The sequence below is a fragment of the Globicatella sp. PHS-GS-PNBC-21-1553 genome (genome assembly GCF_033564055.1).
Lineage (GTDB): Bacteria > Bacillota > Bacilli > Lactobacillales > Aerococcaceae > Globicatella > Globicatella sulfidifaciens.
Window position 1 is genome coordinate 1,518,185 of sequence record NZ_CP085470.1, and the last position, 19,142, is coordinate 1,537,326.

Below are 19,142 nucleotides of genomic sequence, written 5' to 3' on the forward strand. Positions count from 1 at the left end.
AAGGTTATCGAATGGTTAAAGGAGACTTATATGTTAGAACAAGATATTGAACGTGTAGTAGTCAGTCGTGAAGAAATAAAAGCTGCATGTGAAAAATTAGGAAAACAATTAACAGAAGATTATCAAGGTAAAGATGTGCTGGTTGTAGGAATCTTACGAGGCGCTGCTTTATTCATGATGGATATTATTAGAGAAATGGATTGCCATCTTGAAATGGATTTTATGGATGTTTCAAGTTATCATGGTGGGACTTCTTCATCAGGTGAAGTTAAGATTATTAAAGACTTAGACTCTCGCGTTGAAGGGCGTCATATTTTAATTGTAGAAGACATTATTGATACAGGTCGTACACTACGTTACATCATAGATTTATTAAAATATCGTAAAGCAGCCTCAGTCAAAGTGTGCGCTTTAACTGACAAACCAGAAGGACGTGTCGTTAAAGATGTCAAAGCGGACTATGTGGGGATTGAAGTTCCTAATGAGTTTTTAGTAGGATATGGCTTGGATTACGAACAAAAATATCGTAACCTACCTTACATTGGAGTCCTAAAACCAGAAATCTATACTAAAGGCAAAAAATAAGACTTTTCGAATTTAATATGGTATTATAGTCAAGATATTAAATCGGATCGGAGGATAAAAGATTATATGAAAAATCCAAAACGTAATAATCCCAATAATCCCAATAATCAAAAACCGAATCGTAATATGATGAAAGGCCCATTCTTTTATTTATTGCTTTTCTTAGCGTTTATGGGGATTTTCCAATTATTTACGGGTGATTTATTTTCAGGTAATAAATCAAATGAAATAAGTGCCAGTGAATTTGTACAAAAATTAGAAGATGGACAGATCAAGTCCTTTGAAATTCAGGCAGGGGCTGGAGTTTATAATATTAATGGTCAATTTAATTCGACCACTGAAGCTCAAACTACTGACCGAGATACTTTTATTGAAGTTTTACAAAATTCGAGTACCTCGAATCGTTTTACCACCAAAGTGTTGGGTAACGATTCAACCATTAGACAAATAACCGAATTAGCACAAAACTCAGAAACAGAAATTAAGACGATTTCAGAATCGAACTTAGAAATGTGGATATCGATAATCCCATTTGTGATTTTAATGATTCCGGCTTTCTTCTTAATGTTTTCGATTTTCCAACAAAGTGGCGGTGGCGGTGGCCGTAATGTGATGAACTTTGGTAAAACCAAATCACGTGAAGTCAATAAAGAGAAAGTCAAAGTACGCTTCTCTGATGTTGCCGGTGCTGAGGAAGAAAAACAAGAATTAGTTGAGATTGTGGATTTCTTAAAAAATCCTAAAAAATATGCTGAATTAGGGGCACGTATTCCTTCAGGGGTGTTATTAGAAGGTCCTCCAGGGACAGGTAAAACCTTATTAGCAAAAGCCGTAGCGGGTGAAGCTGGCGTCCCATTCTTTAGTATTTCAGCGTCAGAATTCGTTGAGATGTTCGTTGGGGTCGGAGCGAGCCGTGTACGTGATTTATTTGAAAATGCAAAAAAAGCAGCACCTGCAATTATCTTTATTGATGAGATTGATGCTGTAGGTCGTCAACGTGGAGCTGGTATGGGTGGTGGCCATGATGAACGTGAACAAACCCTTAACCAATTATTAGTTGAGATGGATGGTTTTGAAGGAAATGAAGCCGTAATTGTGATTGCTGCAACGAACCGTTCAGATGTGTTAGACCCGGCTTTATTACGTCCAGGACGTTTTGACCGCCAAATTTTAGTTGGTAATCCAGATGTAAAAGGTCGTGAAGCGATTCTGAAAGTTCATGCCCGCAATAAGAAGTTCGCACCAGATGTGGATTTAAAAGTAATTGCCCAACAAACACCAGGTTCATCAGGGGCGGAGTTAGAAAACTTATTAAACGAAGCCGCATTAATAGCAGCCCGCTTCAATCGTAAAGAAATTACGATGGGTGACTTAGATGAAGCGCAAGACCGTGTGGTAGCTGGACCGGCTAAACAAGACCGTGTCATTTCTGCTGTACAAAGAAGAACCATTGCTTATCATGAAGCAGGTCATACGGTTGTCGGAATGGTCTTAAGTGATGCACGAGTGGTTCATAAAGTAACCATTGTACCACGTGGTCGAGCAGGTGGATATGCCATTATGTTACCTAAAGAAGATCGCTTTATCGTGACCAAGAAAGAATTATATGAACAAGTTGTTGGCTTATTAGGTGGACGTGTGGCTGAAGAAATTGTCTTTAACTCACAATCTACTGGAGCAAGTAATGATTTTGAACAAGCGACTAACATTGTCCGTGCCATGGTTACCCAATACGGAATGTCAGATAAATTAGGTACGGTTCAATTTGAAGGCAATGAATCTGTTTTCGTTGGTCGTCAATACGGACAAAGTGCCCATTATTCAGAGCAGGTTTCTTACGAAATCGACTTAGAAATTCGTCGTATTATGAATGAAGCCCATGAAGAAGCGCATCGTATTATTAACGAACATCGTGAACAATTAAATGTCATCGCTGAAAAATTATTAGAAGTTGAAACCTTAGATAAACGTCAAATTAAATCACTTTTTGAAACAGGTGAAATGCCAACACCTTATAGTAATGGTGAAGAACCAGAGGAAGAAGTGAGCACTTTTGAAGAAGCTAAAGAAAAAGCGGATCGTGATTTAGAAACTAATTTAGCTGAAGATGTAGCCAAACATCATCCACATGCTACTGATAGTTCAAAGGATTCTAACAAGCTGAATTCAGAAGTCGACGGTGAATTTGAAGAAATATCTTCAGAATCAGATTCAACCGAAACTATTTTAGACGAAGAATAATCATCATTAATTAGTATCAAAGAGGCTGGGTAAATGCTAAAATTTTCCCGGCCTCCATTTTTCTTTTAATTTAGATTATGCCTAGAAAATGAAATGCGTTATAAGGAGCGATTGAGTGGATTAAAAAGGTAAACATTCAATTGTCTATTTGAGTCAAAGAACTTTCAATTTAAAAAACTTTTTGTTAAACTATGAAAGGTTATTAACAACTGAGATAGAAAATAACATTGTAAATAAAATGATTCGATGAAAGGAAAAGAATATGACAGATCAAATTTTAAAAGCTGTTGCCTATGATGGGCAAGTACGTGTGTTTGTATTAGACTTTACTGAAACGGTTGATGAAGCACATCGTCGTCATGATACATGGCATACATCCACTGCGGCTTTAGGACGAACATTGGTAGCCACTAGTTTATTAGGATCCAACTTAAAAGGAGAGGACCGTATCAGTGTGGAAGTGTTGGGCGAAGGTCCCGCTGGGCGTATTGTCACGGATGGCGACTCCGTTGGTAATGTACGCGGGTATATCCAAAATCCCCATGTGGCTTTAGAATTAAATGACAAAGGAAAATTAGATGTAGCGGGTGCGGTAGGATTACCGGGCACCTTAACTGTTAGAAAGTATATTACCGGTGCAGATGAACCATTCTCGGGTCAAGTACCATTAATTAGTGGAGAATTAGCAGAAGACTTCACTTATTATATGGCGATATCAGAACAAACACCTTCTTCGATTGGACTAAGTGTGTTAGTGAACCCTGATGAATCCGTAGCAGCGGCGGGTGGTTTTATGATTCAAGTGATGCCAGGTGCGACTGAAGAAACAATCGACAATTTAGAAGCGCGTATTAATTCAATTGGTCGTTTCTCTGATTTGTTAGATCAAAAGAAACCATTAGAAGAATTATTAGATATCTTAGTAGGTGAAAATAATTCTAAAATTTTAGACAAGCATGAAGTTGCGTTCTACTGTCCATGTAGTAAAGAACGTTTTGCTAAAAGTTTAAAAATGATTGGTAATGATGAGATTAATGCAATGATCGAAGAAGATCATGGAGCAGAACTAGTGTGTCATTATTGTAATGAACATTATCAATTTACTGAAGATGAATTAAAGGCATTAGTAGTTGAGGGATAGTTATGTTTAAAATAGGAAATATACAAATTGATAATCCAATTGTGGTGGCACCGATGGCTGGAGTATCAAATTCGGCATTTAGAACGATTGTCAAACAATTCGGAGCTGGATTAGTAGTCTGTGAAATGATTAGTGACAAAGGGATTCAATTCCGTAATGAAAAGACCTTAAGTATGTTGCATATCGCTGAAAATGAATATCCTTTAAGTATTCAAATTATGGGTGGTAATCGCGAAACATTGGTTGAAGCAGCAAAATATGTGGCTGAAAATACGGAATGTGCCATTATTGATATTAACATGGGCTGTCCGGTTAATAAGGTCATTAAAGCGGAAGCGGGTGCTCGTTGGTTATTAGACCCTAACAAAGTTTATGAAATGGTATCATCTGTAGTGGATGCAGTCGATAAGCCTGTCACAGTAAAAATGCGTACCGGTTGGGATGATGAACATCTATATGCGATTGAAAATGCCTTAGCGGCTGAACGTGCGGGTGCTTCAATGGTCGCGATGCATGGCCGTACACGTGTGCAAATGTATGAAGGCAAAGCGAATTGGGATATTTTAAAAGCCGTTAAAAAAGAGCTGAAAACCATTCCTTTTGTTGGGAATGGTGATGTTAGAACCCCTGAACAAGCCAAACATCTATTAGAAACAACGGGTGTTGACGGAGTAATGGTTGGTCGATCTGCTCTAGGAAATCCATGGGTAATTAAACAAATGGTACACTATTTAGAAACCGGTGAAATTTTACCGCCAATGAATGCACGGGAGAAAATCGATACAGCGATTGATCATTTAGATCGTTTAGTAGCATTAAAAGGGGATAGAACCGCCACTAAGGAATTCCGTTCACAAGCACATTATTATTTAAAAGGGATTCCACGTTCATCAAAAGTCAAAGTAGCGATTAATGAGACCGAAGAATCAGATACAGTGAAAAAATTATTATTAGATTTTGTAGAAGTAGCTGAAATGCATGAAGCAAAACAAGCAGAACGTCGCTTAGAACGTTTAGCTAATCGTGAAGAAGCAGCGAATGAGTAGTGTTAAATTGAGATAGTGAAGCGGCGCGTTTTTGAAGAGGAACGAAGTGGCTCGGTAGTGTTGCGCTTCTAACTGTTTGGCAGTGATACGCCATCAAATAGCTTGGTATATTTTCAAACAGTGGCTTTAAAGGCAATGCTTTGGCTATAATTCTTAATGAGTTGTTGGGATTAAGACCTGAGGAACAACATAATCAATCATATTAGAGAGAAGTAAACATTTTCGCAAGAAAATACGTTTTCATCTCTCTTTTTTTAGTGAAATGAAATATTTTTTGTAGTATGATAATGCTACTTGAAAATGAAAAGAGGAAAATAATGGATAAAATAGCTGTATTAATCCCTTGCTATAATGAAGCAGTAACAATTGGAAAGGTCATTGCTGATTTTAGAACGGTTTTACCTGAAGCGACCATTTATGTTTATGATAATAATTCAACTGATGATACCGTCCAAATTGCTAGTCAAGCTGGAGCAGTTGTTCGTAGAGTAACGAAACAAGGAAAAGGTAATGTGATTCGTGCCATGTTTCGTGATATTGAAGCAGAGGCTTATGTCATGATTGATGGTGATGATACTTATCCTGCAGAGTATGCACCAGAGATGGTAGCAGCTATTTTAAGTGGAGAAGCAGAAATGGTGATTGGCGATCGTCTAAGTTCTACTTATTTTGAAGAAAATAAACGTCCTTTCCATAATTTTGGCAATGTCTTAGTCCGTCAAATCATTAACCAAATGTTTAATAGTGATATTCGTGATATTATGACTGGGTACCGTGCTTTTAGTTATGCTTTTGTTAAGACTTTTTCTATTCAATCGACTGGATTTGAAATTGAAACAGAAATGACGATTCATTCTTTAGATAAGCATTTACCAATAAAAAATGTGATTGTGACCTATCGTGATCGGCCTGAAGGAAGTGTTTCAAAATTAAATACCTACAAGGATGGTTTTAGAGTGATTAAAACGATTGGGCGCTTAATAAAGAATTATCGTCCATTTCGCTATTTTACTGCTATTGCGTTTGTGCTAAGTTTAATTTCGGCTTTGTTATTTTTGCCAGTCTGGATTGAATTTCGTCAAACAGGGACGGTCGAACGATTTCCAACACTGTTTGTATCGGGATTCTTTTTCTTAGCTGCTATGATTGTCTTTATAGCAGGAATTATTTTAGATGTTCAATGTTATCATTTCCAACAACGCTTTGAAATGGAGTTTAAAAATAAAAAGAGCCAAAGAGGGCTAAAAGATGAAGCATAAATATACTAATTTAGGTCAAATACTCTGGCAATTAACATTACTTTTTGTTTTATTAGTGGCGTTGTATTTTAGTTTAATGGTATTAAGTTATACGATTCCAATTGAAAAAATTGAAGTGAATTTACGCTATTCATTGGAAACAATTGCGAGTGAAACTAAGCGTTGGAGTGTGATGGGAGAGTTCAAAGGTACCAAACTGGATACTTTTACCGATAATTTAATTTTTAACAAGTTAACTAATCAAGAAGAACTGTCGGCCATCCAAGCTGCGATGTGGAATAATGGTTATGAACGTTATTGGCTCGGTGATATTGCGGTTTTAAGACCTATGCTAATGTTTATGAGTTATAAGCATATTCGTTATTTAAACATTTTCTTAGTTTTTATTGTTTTCTATTTTTCAATGACTAAAGTTGAAAAAGCAATTAGTCGTACTTATGCGTATCTCTTGATGACGATGTTGTTATTAATTCATTTTTGGATTTTTCCACTTTCGCTTCAATATACACCGGTTTTTATTATCAGTTTATTGGGAATAGTGGCAGTGATAGAAGTCCATCAACGCTATGCTTATCGATTCTCCAAAATGGTGCTGTTATTTTTCACTATCGGTTCAGTGACGAACTTTTTCGATTTATTGACTGTGCCATTGTTGACCTTTGCGCTTCCGTGGATGATTTATTTTGTATTAGTGAATCAACATCATCGGCGTCATTTTAAGCATAATCTAAGTGAAACGGTGATATTAGGATGGACCTGGTTAATGGGTTTTGGCTTAACTTGGGCTAGTAAATGGGCCATCGGATCAGTGATATTAAAAGATAATTCATTTGCTAATGTTGCGAATCAAATCGCTTTAAGAACAGGCGGTAAAACGGATGAAGTATTAGATGCGATCGAGATTATTAAAAATATGTGGAAAATTTTATTACCTAAAACCGCTATTATTATTTTATTCATTTGGCTTATCATTTTATTAGTGCAGTCTTTTAAAGGGGTCAAGAGTTATCAATATTGGTTAAGCACAACCCCATTATTGATGGTCGCTTTAGTCCCATTTGTATGGGTGTTTATTTTGAAAAATCACAATTTTCATCATGCTTATTTTACCTATCGTTTATTTATCATAACATTGTTTTCAGTGTATACTTATCTCTATCTAAATTTAAAGCAACGAAATGAATAGCGTGAAGACCAACAGTGGGAGTGGACCAGAAGTAGAAAATCGAATGATTTTCGCTTCGTCGGTTCACCCCCGAACAGTTGGGAGTAGACCAGAAGTAGAAAATCAAATGATTTTCGCTTCGTCGGCCTACCCCGGCACAGTTGGGAGTAGACCAGAAGTAGAAAATCAAATGATTTTCGCTTCGTTGGCCTACCCCGGCACAGTTGGGAGTAGACCAGAAGTAGAAAATCGAATGATTTTCGCTTCGTCGGCCTACCCCGGCACAGTTGGGAGTAGACCAGAAGTAGAAAATCAAATGATTTTCGCTTCGTCGGCCTACCCCCGCACAGTTGAGTAGGCCTCAAACAAGTCGAAAGACGCAGTTTGAGGCCACTCAACCACTGCGCTTTTAATGAATAAGCACTAATTTGACTGTATTTTTCAATCTTGTTCTCAGCTACGTTAAGACGCAGTTTGAGGCCACTCAACCACTGCGCTTTTAATGAATAAGCACTAATTTGACTGGATTTTTCAAGCTTGTTCTCAGCTACGTTAAGACGCAGTTTGAGACCACTCAACCACTGCGCTATTAATTAAAGAATAATAAACTTGACTAAATTTATCAAGTTTATGCCTAGCAACTGTTTTTTGATGTGGTACCGATAACCTTGCGTAATAGTATATAAATATTAAAGAGTTTGTTATAATATTCAAGAATATAATGCTAGAGGAGGAAAAGATGATGGAAATGGAAAAGATTCCTAGCTTTACTGTCGATCATTTAAATTTAAAACCGGGTATTTATTTATCAAGAGAGGACCAAGTAGGTGGGACTACTTTAAAATCTTATGATTTACGATTTACAGCACCAAATTTTGAACCGGTGATGAATACCGCTGAAATTCACACCATTGAACATTTAGCCGCAACTTTTTTACGTAATGATGCCCAATATAAACAAGAAGTGATTTATTTTGGCCCAATGGGATGCCGTACTGGCTTTTATTTAATCTTAACAGAACAGGTGGCACCTGAAGCGGTGAAAGATTTATTATTACGTTGTTTTGAATTTATTGCCAATTATGAAGGTGAAATTCCAGGAGCAAGTGCTCGTGATTGCGGTAATTACTTAGACCAAAATTTACCAATGGCCCGCTATTATGCAAAAAAATATGTTGACGTCATCCGTCAACATGAGGATTTTACCTATAGTTATTAATTAATAGTGCGTAAAATTTATGAAAAGGGTTTATTATTTGCTATAAAAAGTGTAACATGGTAGTTAGAGAACTATTTGGTTATGAAACAATCAAATGTTCAGCAAAAATTTTGGAGGCGAGTAAAAACATGGATATGTTTGCAGAATTAAGTCATAAAATCGAAGGTAAAGGCATTCGAATTGTATTCCCAGAAGCTGATGATGTACGTGTATTAGGTGCAGCGGTCCGCCTAAAGTCAGATAATTTAGTTGAACCGATATTATTAGGTGAACCAACAGCAGTTCAAGCATTAGCTAAAAAGAATTTGTGGAATATTGAGGGCTTAACCATTATAGACCCTAATCACTATGATGAATTTGATGCAATGGTTGATGAATTTGTCAAAGTTCGTAAAGGTAAAGCAACTGAAGAACAAGCGCGCACCATCTTATTAGACAGAGCATATTTTGGTACAATGTTAGTGCAAATGGAACAGGCGGATGCGCTAGTTTGTGGTGCTGTCTACTCAACAGGTGATACCGTTCGTCCAGCTTTACAAATTATTAAAACAAAACCAGGTGTGAGCCGTACTAGTGGTGCGTTTGTCATGATTCCACCGCAAATGGCTGGACAAAAATTAGTTTTTGCTGACTGTGCCATCAACATTAATCCAGACGCACAAGCATTAGCTGAAATTGCTGTTGAATCTGCTAACACAGCTAAAATCTTCGGCATTGACCCACGTGTGGCGATGTTAAGTTTCTCAACTAAAGGTTCAGCAAAATCAGAAGACGTCGATAAAGTTATCGAAGCAACACGCATTGCTCATGAGTTAGCACCAGAATTAGAAATAGATGGTGAATTACAATTTGATGCTGCTTATTCAACTGTTGTAGCCAATCAAAAAGCACCTGAATCAAAAGTAGCAGGTCAAGCAACGGTTTATATCTTCCCAGAAATCCAATCAGGTAATATCGGTTATAAGATTGCGCAACGTTTAGGAAATTACCAAGCGGTTGGACCAATCTTACAAGGTTTAAACAAACCTGTATCTGACTTATCACGTGGATGTGTAGAAGAAGATGTTTATAAAGTATCGATCATTACCGCTAATCAAACATTGGTTTAATGAATCGATTTTTTGAAAAAAGTATTACAAGTGGGTAAGGTAGAAGCAGCTAACGATTTCGCTTCGTCTCTATCTCCTTGTAGCCGACTCCGTCTTTAACAAATACATCAGTATTTGGAACACGAGTCGCAATCCCAATGAATGACCTGTCAAGAGTCAAGGTGATAGGTAAAAATTTAATATGAGATACCATGTGTAATGATGATTATGCATGGTATTTTTTATTGGTTTTAATAGTCGGTCAATAGAAGTGGACAATAAAGTTTAAAAGTTAGAAGAATTTTGTTTTGGCTGTTCGCTTCGCATTGTAGTAAACGATCATTTAATTTATATAATTTATATTTAAACGTTATCATGGACAGACCGTATTCAGCTCAATTAACTTTATGTAAAGATTGCATGAAAAGACAAAAACCACTTTAAAAAATAAAATAAATTCGGTACAATGGAGAAAGTGAAATAAAGAAAGAGGTTCTAGAATGATTGAATTCAAAAACGTTTATAAGCGTTATGATAATGGTGTTACGGCACTAAAAGATATTAACTTGAAAATCGAACAAGGTGAGTTTGTTGGGATAATCGGATTGTCTGGTGCCGGCAAGTCAACTTTAATTCGAACAATCAATAAAATGCATCCTATTAGCGAAGGAAATTTAACTGTAAATGGTGTTGAAGTAGCGACGTTAAAAGGTGATAGTCTACGTAAATTTAGACGTCAAATTGGGATGATTTTCCAATCATTTAACTTAGTAACACGTGCCAAAGTTATTACGAATGTACTAAATGCTTTAGTGCCGGATATTCCCTTTTGGCGTGTTTTAGTGGGCCATTATAAAAAAGAAGAAGAGTTAAAAGCTTTGGAAGCATTGGACCGTGTGGGGATTTTAGATAAAGCATATACACGTGTGGACCAATTATCTGGGGGTCAACAACAGCGTGTAGCTTTAGCTCGTACTTTAGCACAAGATCCAAGTATTATTTTAGCGGACGAACCTGTTGCAGCATTGGATCCAGTGACCGCTAATGTAGTGATGAAAGACTTTCAACGTATTAATCAAGAGTTTGATATTACTGTTTTGATTAATATTCACCATGTCGAGCTTGCATTAGAATTTTGTGATCGTATCATTGGGATTCGTGATGGAGAAGTTGTTTATGACGGACCATCAAGCAATGTAGATGCGGAAATATTGAATTTAATCTATAAAGGCCAAACGGAAGAAATGGGTGGTAACTAATGGTTAAATCTTTAAGAGATAATATTTTACCTCCTAAAGAAATCACCTTAACGAATGGGAAAGTAGTTAAAAAGCCTCGCTCAATAGCGCCTTTCGTGGTGGTTTTGGTGTTAATCGCAATGTACTATTCAGTGCAATTAACAGGTTTTAATTTGTCGACTTTAATGAAACGAGGTCAACAATTCTTTGTTATTTTAGGACGGATGGTGCCGCCGAATTGGAGTTTTTTTAATGGCGTTCTCGGACCCTTAGTCGATACAATTAAGATGTCAGTATTAGGAACTGTTATCGGAGCCTTTTTAGCGATTCCTTTTGCGATGGTAGCTTCCATTAACCTAACCCATAATAAAGTATTATCGGGTATTATGAAATTCATTCTCAGTATGATTCGTACTATGCCGACTTTAGTATCTGCATTAATCTTAACTTACATTTTCGGTCTAGGAACCTTCTCAGGGACATTAGCGATTGCACTCTTTACCTTCTCATTCGTAGGAAAACAATTATATGAAACAATCGAAACGGTTGATATGTTACCTTATGAAGCGATGGAAGCGGCTGGAGCCAATAAAATCAAGAGTTTTGTGGCAGCCATTCAACCGCAGGTTTTACCATCCTATTTATCGACCAGTTTGTATACCTTCGAAGGGAATGTTCGTCATGCAGCCATTTTAGGATATGTTGGTGCCGGTGGGATTGGGATTATTTTAAATGAAAACCTTTCTTGGCGTGAATACCAAAATGTCGGGATGATTTTACTTTGTTTATTTATTACAGTAGCGATTATTGAATTTATTAGTGGCTACTTACGTAAGAAATTATCATAGGAGGGCCAAGATGATCGATCGTATTAATGAAATGTATGAGAGTAGAAATCGTAGTCGTGCAACGCAATATTTTTGGACGATATTAGTGGTTGCTTTATTAATTTGGTCTTCTACCACCGTAGGTGAAGTTTCTGTAACTAAAAATGGGAGCTCTATTGCTGCTAATATTATTAAAGGGATTTTTTCACCTAATACCGAAATTCTATTTAATTTAACTAAACAATCAGTACCTTATTTATTATTAGAAACCATGGCAATTGCTTTTCTAGGAACGTTAGTAGGAGCGGTATTCTCATTACCAATTGCGTTTCTCGCTTCACAAAAGATTATGCCAATGCCGATCGTGGTGATTGTACGTTTATTCGTCGTGGCGATTCGTACGATACCAAGTTTTGTTTATGGTTTAATGTTTATTCGTGTGACCGGACCAGGGGCGTTTGCTGGTTTAATGACCTTATCAGTGACATCCATTGGGATGTTAACTAAATTATTCAATGAAACAATTGATGATATCGATACCAATATTTTAGAAGCAATGGAAGCTTCAGGATGTAATACGTTTGAAAAAATCCGTTGTGGCATTTTACCTCAATTGGGCTCAAGCTTACTATCAACGTTGATTTTCCGTTTTGATATGAACCTACGTGACGCTACAATCTTAGGGTTAGTTGGCGCGGGCGGTATCGGAGCACCATTGGTTTTTGCGATGTCCGCTTATCGTTGGAATGAAGTCGGTTCTATCTTAATTGGGTTAGTTGTTTTAATTTTAATTGTTGAATACTTATCTAACCGTATCCGTGAACGTTTAGCAAGAGGTTAAGTTCGCGTTTCAGCATGATGGTAATAATAGACTTAGTGATGTCGTCATTATCATTTAGCACTAAAAAATGTTTTTTATATGGTACTAATAAGCTGAGTTTTAATAGTCGCCATGACTTTCAGCTTTATGTAGACAAATATTCTAGTCTTTGGTAAAATACTTTTAGGTTTAGAGCAAACTCTAGAAGAGAGTAGTTTTTAAATGAAAGATACAGCAAGTTGGGTTGTTGAGAGCCAATGATTTCACAAAAACGAACCGCACTTCTAGTTTAATTAGATTAACTGTCTAATTCGGAGTCAGGCTTCGTTAACAACTAGAAGAGCACTATTTGATAGTGGAATTAGAGTGGTACCGCGATATTTTAATAAATACTCGCCTCTAACGATGTTAATTTTGGCATTGTTAGAGGTTTTTTTAATCTATTTAGGAGGAAGAAATGGATAATAAATTATTATTTGCCGAAAAATTACAACAAGTTTTAGCAGAACATTTAACAGTCGATGAAGTAAAAGCATTAATTGAAATCCCAAAAGATTCATCAATGGGAGATTTGGCTTTTCCTGTTTTCACATTAGCAAGAGTTTTAAGAAAAGCACCCCCTCAAATTGCCCAAGAGATTGTGGCACAAATGGACACTTCAGCTTTTCAAACCGTTGAGGCAGTAGGACCTTATATTAATATTCGTTTAAAACGTTCAGCTACTGCTTTAGAGATTGTTAAAGACGTTATCGAAAAAGGGGAACAATATGGTGCAGTTGATTTAGGAAAAGGCGCAACAATGACAGTTGACATGTCTTCACCTAATATCGCGAAACCAATGTCAATGGGGCATTTACGTTCAACCGTTATCGGTAATGCGATTGCTAACATTGCGAAAAAAACTAACTATCAACCTATTCGTATTAATCACTTAGGGGATTGGGGAACGCAATTTGGTAAATTAATCGTTGCCTATAAAATGTGGGGCGACGATAAGGTAATTGAAGCGGATCCTGTTAAAGAATTGGTAAAATTATATGTAGATTTCCATGAAGCAGCAGAAACAAGACCAGAACTTGAAGAACAAGCACGTGCCGCTTTTAAAGCTTTAGAAGATGGTGACGAAGAAATGATTCGTTTATGGACTTGGTTCAAAGATGAATCATTGAAAGAATTCAATAAAGTTTATGATTTATTGGGAATTACTTTTGACTCTTATAATGGTGAAGCTTTTTACAACGATAAAATGCAACCGATTATTGATGAATTAGAAGAAAAAGGGATTACGACCGTTGATAATGGTGCTACAATTGTAAAATTGGACGAGGAAGATTTACCACCAGCTTTAATTAAAAAGTCTGACGGAGCCACATTATACGCTACCCGCGACTTAGCTGCGGCACAATATCGTAAAGATACTTATGATTTTGCTAAGAATGTTTATGTCGTTGGTAATGAGCAGTCTGGTCACTTTAAACAATTACGTGCTGTCTTAAAACGCATGGGACGCGACTGGGCCGATGATATGATTCATGTGCCATTTGGCTTAATCACTTTAAACGGTAAAAAATTATCTACACGTAAAGGCAAAATCATCTTATTAGAAGTGGTGCTAAATGATGCAATCAATTTAGCCTTCCAACAAATTAATGAGAAAAATCCGACATTAGCGAATAAAGAAGCCGTCGCTAAAGAGGTCGGGGTTGGAGCGGTTGTATTTCATGACTTGAAGACAGACCGCATGAATAGCTTTGATTTTAAATTAGAAGAAATCGTTCAATTTGAAGGAGAAACCGGTCCATATGTGCAATATACTTATGCCAGAGCGATGAGCTTAATGCGTAAATTTGGTCAGGCGATCGATGCGGATGTTGATTATCAATTAGAAGATGACTACAGTTGGGAAGTGGCTAAAAAGTTATTAGCATACCCACAAGTCGTAACTCAAGCGATGGAAAAATATGAGCCTTCTGTTATTGCTAAATACGCTGTTCAATTAGCACAATTATTTAATAAATATTACGGCAATACTCGTTTATTAGATGACGACGCACAAAGACCAGCGCGTATGGCCTTAGTCAAAGCAACGACTATTGTGATTAAAGATGCCTTAAACTTATTAGGGATTGCAGCTCCGGAGGAAATGTAATCGAAGGGCTAACGAACCTATTACGATAGTTCCAATAGAAAATATAATTAACAAAATTAGTGGTGTAAGAAGCGAGAGTATCGTACTTTCGCTTTCTTACACCATTATTTTTTATAGATTTCGTAAGTGTTTTCAAATAAATTTAGAAAAACTATTGACAAGGACAAAATAAAACGTTATCATGTAATTGAAAGTTTAAGTTTAACGTTAAACCTGAATCGAACAAGTGCTTAATATTTATTAAGTGCTATATTTTATAGCAAAAGGTTTAACGTTAAACGTAGTGATTTGAAAGGAATTAGTAATGTTTTAATTAGTGGCTTGGGTTTTATAGTTAGTCTCAATAGAAATTTATTGATTATAGAGATTTGAACCATATTTAATTTTTGGAGGGTTTACATGGAATTAAGTGCTTTACTACATTTACCGGAATCTGAATATGCATTTCTAGATTCGCCTGACTCAATGACGATAAGATTGAGAACAAAACATAGAGATATAAAAATGGTTGAGTTGATTAGTGTTGATCCGTATTTAGTTCATAAATACGACTTTTCTTCGCTCAAGCAAATGGAAGTTTTATATTCTACTGATTTATTTGATTATTGGCAAATTCAAGTTAAAGCAAAATACAAAAGGTTAGCTTATTCATTTAAAATAACTGGATACGATGAGACGGTAGTATTTTATTCCGATAGGGGCATTTTCGAATTTAATGATAAATATTATAAAGATATAAATTATTATTTTAAATTACCTTATTTTCATGTTGTTGATATGTATAATGCACCAAAATGGGTTGAGAATACCATATGGTATCAGATATTTCCTGAACGATTTTACAATGGAAATAAAACTAATGACCCAGATGGCGTATTAAATTGGGATCACCGATATCTACCATCATATCATGATTATTTTGGTGGGGACTTACAAGGGATTATTGATAATTTAGATTATTTAAAAGAATTAGGAATCAATGGGATTTATTTGACTCCTATTTTCAAAGCAAATACCAATCATAAATATGATACTGAGGATTATTTTGAAATTGATCCTAATTTTGGTGATAAAGAGACATTAAAAGATTTGGTAGACTGCGCGCATAAACTTGGGATTAGAATAATGCTCGACGGAGTCTTTAACCACATTGGTTATCAATCGAAATTTTGGCAGGATGTTTTAATAAATCAAGAAAAATCTAAATATTTTGATTGGTTCCATATAAATAAAACACCTGTTCCTAACTATAATCATCTACATGTTGATGAAATTCCCTCGATTCAAACAACAGATTATGATACTTTTGCATTTGCGGCAAATATGCCTAAGTTAAATACAACTAATACCGAAGTTCAGAGCTTTATTTTAGAAGTTTTGACCTATTGGACCGAGGAATTTAATATTGATGCTTGGCGTTTTGATGTCGCGAATGAAGTAGATCATCAATTCTGGAAGAAAGTACATAGTAAACTAACTTCTATTAATCCTGAGGTTTATTTGTTGGGTGAGGCTTGGCATTCTGCCAGAAGTTGGTTAAATGGAGATGAATTTCACGCTGTTATGAATTATCCATTAACAGACCCAATTAAACAATTTTTATTCAATGATGAAATAGATGCGGTAGAATTTCAAAATCGTATCATCAATCAGCTTATGATATATAAAGAACCAGTGAATAGAGTTCAATTTAATCTTCTCGATTCTCATGATACTCCAAGAATTTTACATTTTGCAAAAGAGAATAAAGATTTGGCTAAAGCAGCGATGACTTTGATGTTTAGTTTAGGAGGTTCACCATCAATTTATTATGGTACTGAAATTGGACTTACAGGAGATCATGACCCAGATAATAGAAGATGTATGATTTGGACTACTGATAATCAAGATTTGCAAATGCTTGATTTTACCAAAAAGCTAATTGAATTTAGAAAGAATTATTCAAGACCAATTAACTATGCCAAATTGAATTTTAAGAAAACTTCTAATCCATTAGTACTTTTATTTAATAAGGTATTTGAAAATAGTTCATTAAAATTTATTTTTAATCATTCAGAAAATGATTATGAAATTGATTTAGTAAATCAAAGTATTTTGTTAGAAAATCTTGTTTTACAAAAAGAAGAGAGATTAACAATTCAAAAAAATGGTTTTGTTGTATTAGTAAATTCGAATGAAAGGAGAGATTAGATGGATAATGAAGAAAAAAGTCCATTTACATTGCCAGGTTTACTCTCTGTAATACCAGGATTAGGACAATTGTATAATAAACAAATAGGCAAAGGGATAATCTTTATGTCATTATTTGCGTTATTTGTTTATCAATTAAAAAAATATGGAATAAGTGCAATTAGAGGCTTAATAACCTTAGGTTCAACCCCAATGGAAGACCACTCTTTGTTTTTAATGATAACAGGTGTATTGCAATTTATTTTAATACTACTTTTTTTAATGTTTTATTTAGCTCAAATTCATGATGCAAATAAAGTGTTTCGGTTATTAAAAGAATCCCCTGATAAGGTAGGGAAAAATTTCATAGAAGTATTAAAGAATACTTATGAATACGGTTTTCCGTATTTACTAATTAGCTTGTCTTACGTATTAATGATGTTTTTTATATTATTTCCAGTAATTGTAACTATACTAATAGTTTTTACTAATTATGATTTTAATCATATTCCTCCAGCAAGTTTAATTGATTGGACCGGGCTAGATACATTTAAGAAAATATTTACTCTAAGTATTTTTAGAAAGACCTTCTTTGCTGTATTTAGTTGGACTATTATCTGGACAATATGTGGAACTACATTGCAAATTGTCGTGGGGATTTTCACTGCATTGATAATGAACAGACCTACGTTAAAATTTAAAAGGTTAATTGGGGTAATTCTTTTATTACCTTGGGCAGTACCTGGATTCATAACTATTTTAACTTTTTCGAACATTTTCAATCCAAGTATTGGTGCTATTAATACACAAGTGATACCCTTCATAAATAACCTATTTCCATTACTTAATATTGGGATGATTCCTTGGAAAACAGATCCTTTTTGGACAAAGGTTGCAATAATCTTAATTCAAGGCTGGCTTGGTTATCCATACATTTATGTTTTAACTACAGGTATATTACAATCAATACCTTCAGAGCTTTATGAGGCTGCATCGATTGATGGAGCAAATGTATTACAAAAATTAAAAACAATCACTCTACCTTATATTTTTACAGTTGCGGCTCCAGTGTTAATTACGCAATATACGGGTAATTTTAATAATTTTGGGATGATTTATCTCTTTAATGAAGGTGGGCCAGGCAGTGTTGGAAATGGTGCTGGTACAACAGATATATTAATTTCTTGGATATATAAATTAACTACAGGAGGAGCTCCGCAATACAATATTGCATCTGCTTTAACCATATTTATTTCTATTTTAGTTATTGGTATTTCTTTGGTCATTTTTAAACAAACAAAAGCTTTTGATATGGGGGGCTAAAAGAATGGGAAAGAAAAAAGCAACCTTAATTGGAGATATTTTCTCTTACGTATATTTGTTTTTATTTGCTGTAATCATTTTATATCCGCTATTAATTACGGTCTTATCTGCTTTTAATCCAGGTAACGTGATCGCCTTTACACTCGATTTAACACGAACCTGGACATTAGATAATTTCAGAAGACTGTTCGGTGAGACCTTTTATGGAAGATGGTATATTAATACACTTAAAGTTGCAGTATGTACTATGGCTCTGCAGTTAGTTTTAATTGTATTTTCTGGCTTTGCTTATAGTAGATACCGATTTTACGGAAAGAAAACAAGCCTAAAATTTTTCTTAATTATTCAAATGGTACCTACAACAGCAGCTTTAACAGCCTTTTATGTAATGGCTTTAATTTCAGGAGGATTAGACCATCAATGGTTTATTATTTTACTATATGCTGGTGGCGGTGTACCTATGAATACATGGCTTATGAAGCAATATTTTGATACAGTTCCACTTGCGCTTGATGAATCAGCGATGATAGATGGTGCAGGTCATTTTAGACGTTTTTGGCAAATTATTTTACCGTTAGTTAGACCGATGATAGCAATACAAGCTTTGTGGGCCTTTATGTCACCTTGGGGTGAATATATGACAGCTAGATTTATACTTAGATCAGGAGAGAATATCACTGTAGCAATAGGCTTGCAGCAATTTATCTCAAATCCTAGAGAACAAAGAGTGACTTTATTTGCTGCAGGAGCTGTATTAATTGCTATACCGATCAGTTTATTATTTTTCTATCTTCAAAGAGACTTTGTATCTGGTTTAATGGAAGGAGGAACAAAAGGCTAAAAAAATATTGAAGTATTTTTTTGAGGTTGTT

At 35.4% G+C, this 19,142-nt stretch carries 16 protein-coding genes; all 16 read left to right on the plus strand.

What is annotated here, in order from left to right; genetic code table 11:
* The first annotated feature begins 30 nt into the window (after window positions 1–30).
* On the plus strand, window positions 31–585 hold the full coding sequence (gene hpt / locus LB888_RS07260) for a hypoxanthine phosphoribosyltransferase (protein ID WP_078754977.1): 555 nt from the start codon (window positions 31–33) through the stop codon (window positions 583–585).
* A gap of 66 nt (window positions 586–651) precedes the next feature.
* Window positions 652–2,826, plus strand: a complete 2,175-nt coding sequence (ftsH, locus tag LB888_RS07265) for an ATP-dependent zinc metalloprotease FtsH (protein WP_412927867.1) — start codon at window positions 652–654, stop codon at window positions 2,824–2,826.
* 262 nt (window positions 2,827–3,088) lie between these two features.
* Entirely contained in the window at window positions 3,089–3,967 is an 879-nt protein-coding gene (hslO, locus tag LB888_RS07270) for an Hsp33 family molecular chaperone HslO (protein WP_101813788.1), read from the plus strand.
* A gap of 2 nt (window positions 3,968–3,969) precedes the next feature.
* A complete protein-coding gene (gene dusB / locus LB888_RS07275) occupies window positions 3,970–5,013 on the plus strand; it encodes a tRNA dihydrouridine synthase DusB (protein WP_318752422.1) in 1,044 nt (347 codons plus the stop codon).
* Between the two features lie 317 nt (window positions 5,014–5,330).
* Window positions 5,331–6,272 carry a glycosyltransferase family 2 protein gene (locus tag LB888_RS07280; RefSeq protein WP_318752423.1) on the plus strand — a complete coding sequence of 314 codons (942 nt, stop codon included), beginning with the start codon at window positions 5,331–5,333 and terminating at the stop codon, window positions 6,270–6,272.
* A complete protein-coding gene (locus LB888_RS07285) occupies window positions 6,262–7,458 on the plus strand; it encodes a hypothetical protein (RefSeq protein ID WP_318752424.1) in 1,197 nt (398 codons plus the stop codon). The genes LB888_RS07280 and LB888_RS07285 overlap by 11 nt, the downstream gene beginning before the upstream one ends.
* The gene (locus tag LB888_RS07290) at window positions 7,451–7,795 is read left to right on the plus strand and encodes a hypothetical protein (RefSeq protein WP_318752425.1); all 345 of its coding nucleotides are present in this window, start codon (window positions 7,451–7,453) and stop codon (window positions 7,793–7,795) included. Before LB888_RS07285 ends, LB888_RS07290 begins: the two co-directional genes overlap by 8 nt.
* 384 nt (window positions 7,796–8,179) lie before the next feature.
* Entirely contained in the window at window positions 8,180–8,656 is a 477-nt protein-coding gene (locus LB888_RS07295; RefSeq protein WP_246829834.1) for an S-ribosylhomocysteine lyase, read from the plus strand.
* A 128-nt stretch (window positions 8,657–8,784) separates the two neighbouring features.
* Complete coding sequence (pta, locus tag LB888_RS07300) at window positions 8,785–9,765, plus strand: phosphate acetyltransferase (RefSeq protein ID WP_318752426.1); 981 nt, start codon at window positions 8,785–8,787, stop codon at window positions 9,763–9,765.
* A gap of 479 nt (window positions 9,766–10,244) precedes the next feature.
* A complete protein-coding gene (gene phnC, locus LB888_RS07305) occupies window positions 10,245–11,003 on the plus strand; it encodes a phosphonate ABC transporter ATP-binding protein (RefSeq protein ID WP_066123730.1) in 759 nt (252 codons plus the stop codon).
* Complete coding sequence (phnE, locus tag LB888_RS07310; protein WP_318752427.1) at window positions 11,003–11,830, plus strand: phosphonate ABC transporter, permease protein PhnE; 828 nt, start codon at window positions 11,003–11,005, stop codon at window positions 11,828–11,830. The genes phnC and phnE (LB888_RS07310) overlap by 1 nt, the downstream gene beginning before the upstream one ends.
* Before the next feature lie 10 nt (window positions 11,831–11,840).
* On the plus strand, window positions 11,841–12,650 hold the full coding sequence (phnE, locus tag LB888_RS07315) for a phosphonate ABC transporter, permease protein PhnE (RefSeq protein ID WP_318752428.1): 810 nt from the start codon (window positions 11,841–11,843) through the stop codon (window positions 12,648–12,650).
* A gap of 436 nt (window positions 12,651–13,086) precedes the next feature.
* On the plus strand, window positions 13,087–14,778 hold the full coding sequence (argS, locus tag LB888_RS07320) for an arginine--tRNA ligase (protein WP_318752429.1): 1,692 nt from the start codon (window positions 13,087–13,089) through the stop codon (window positions 14,776–14,778).
* 399 nt (window positions 14,779–15,177) lie between these two features.
* Window positions 15,178–16,968, plus strand: a complete 1,791-nt coding sequence (locus LB888_RS07325; RefSeq protein ID WP_318752430.1) for a glycoside hydrolase family 13 protein — start codon at window positions 15,178–15,180, stop codon at window positions 16,966–16,968.
* Complete coding sequence (locus tag LB888_RS07330) at window positions 16,969–18,270, plus strand: sugar ABC transporter permease (protein ID WP_318752431.1); 1,302 nt, start codon at window positions 16,969–16,971, stop codon at window positions 18,268–18,270. It abuts the gene before it with no gap.
* 4 nt (window positions 18,271–18,274) lie between these two features.
* Window positions 18,275–19,111 carry a sugar ABC transporter permease gene (locus LB888_RS07335; RefSeq protein ID WP_318752432.1) on the plus strand — a complete coding sequence of 279 codons (837 nt, stop codon included), beginning with the start codon at window positions 18,275–18,277 and terminating at the stop codon, window positions 19,109–19,111.
* The last annotated feature ends 31 nt before the right edge of the window (window positions 19,112–19,142 follow it).

Bases quoted from the DNA above. Each gene is read 5' to 3' on its own strand.
- hslO (WP_101813788.1), top strand. From the start codon at position 3,089: ATGACAGATCAAATTTTAAAAGCTGTTGCCTATGATGGGCAAGTACGT.
- dusB (WP_318752422.1), top strand. From the start codon at position 3,970: ATGTTTAAAATAGGAAATATACAAATTGATAATCCAATTGTGGTGGCA.
- phnE (WP_318752427.1), top strand. From the start codon at position 11,003: ATGGTTAAATCTTTAAGAGATAATATTTTACCTCCTAAAGAAATCACC.
- argS (WP_318752429.1), top strand. From the start codon at position 13,087: ATGGATAATAAATTATTATTTGCCGAAAAATTACAACAAGTTTTAGCA.
- LB888_RS07280 (WP_318752423.1), top strand. From the start codon at position 5,331: ATGGATAAAATAGCTGTATTAATCCCTTGCTATAATGAAGCAGTAACA.
- LB888_RS07335 (WP_318752432.1), top strand. From the start codon at position 18,275: ATGGGAAAGAAAAAAGCAACCTTAATTGGAGATATTTTCTCTTACGTA.
- phnE (WP_318752428.1), top strand. From the start codon at position 11,841: ATGATCGATCGTATTAATGAAATGTATGAGAGTAGAAATCGTAGTCGT.
- pta (WP_318752426.1), top strand. From the start codon at position 8,785: ATGGATATGTTTGCAGAATTAAGTCATAAAATCGAAGGTAAAGGCATT.
- LB888_RS07330 (WP_318752431.1), top strand. From the start codon at position 16,969: ATGGATAATGAAGAAAAAAGTCCATTTACATTGCCAGGTTTACTCTCT.
- ftsH (WP_412927867.1), top strand. From the start codon at position 652: ATGAAAAATCCAAAACGTAATAATCCCAATAATCCCAATAATCAAAAA.
- LB888_RS07295 (WP_246829834.1), top strand. From the start codon at position 8,180: ATGGAAATGGAAAAGATTCCTAGCTTTACTGTCGATCATTTAAATTTA.
- phnC (WP_066123730.1), top strand. From the start codon at position 10,245: ATGATTGAATTCAAAAACGTTTATAAGCGTTATGATAATGGTGTTACG.
- LB888_RS07290 (WP_318752425.1), top strand. From the start codon at position 7,451: ATGAATAGCGTGAAGACCAACAGTGGGAGTGGACCAGAAGTAGAAAAT.
- LB888_RS07325 (WP_318752430.1), top strand. From the start codon at position 15,178: ATGGAATTAAGTGCTTTACTACATTTACCGGAATCTGAATATGCATTT.
- LB888_RS07285 (WP_318752424.1), top strand. From the start codon at position 6,262: ATGAAGCATAAATATACTAATTTAGGTCAAATACTCTGGCAATTAACA.
- hpt (WP_078754977.1), top strand. From the start codon at position 31: ATGTTAGAACAAGATATTGAACGTGTAGTAGTCAGTCGTGAAGAAATA.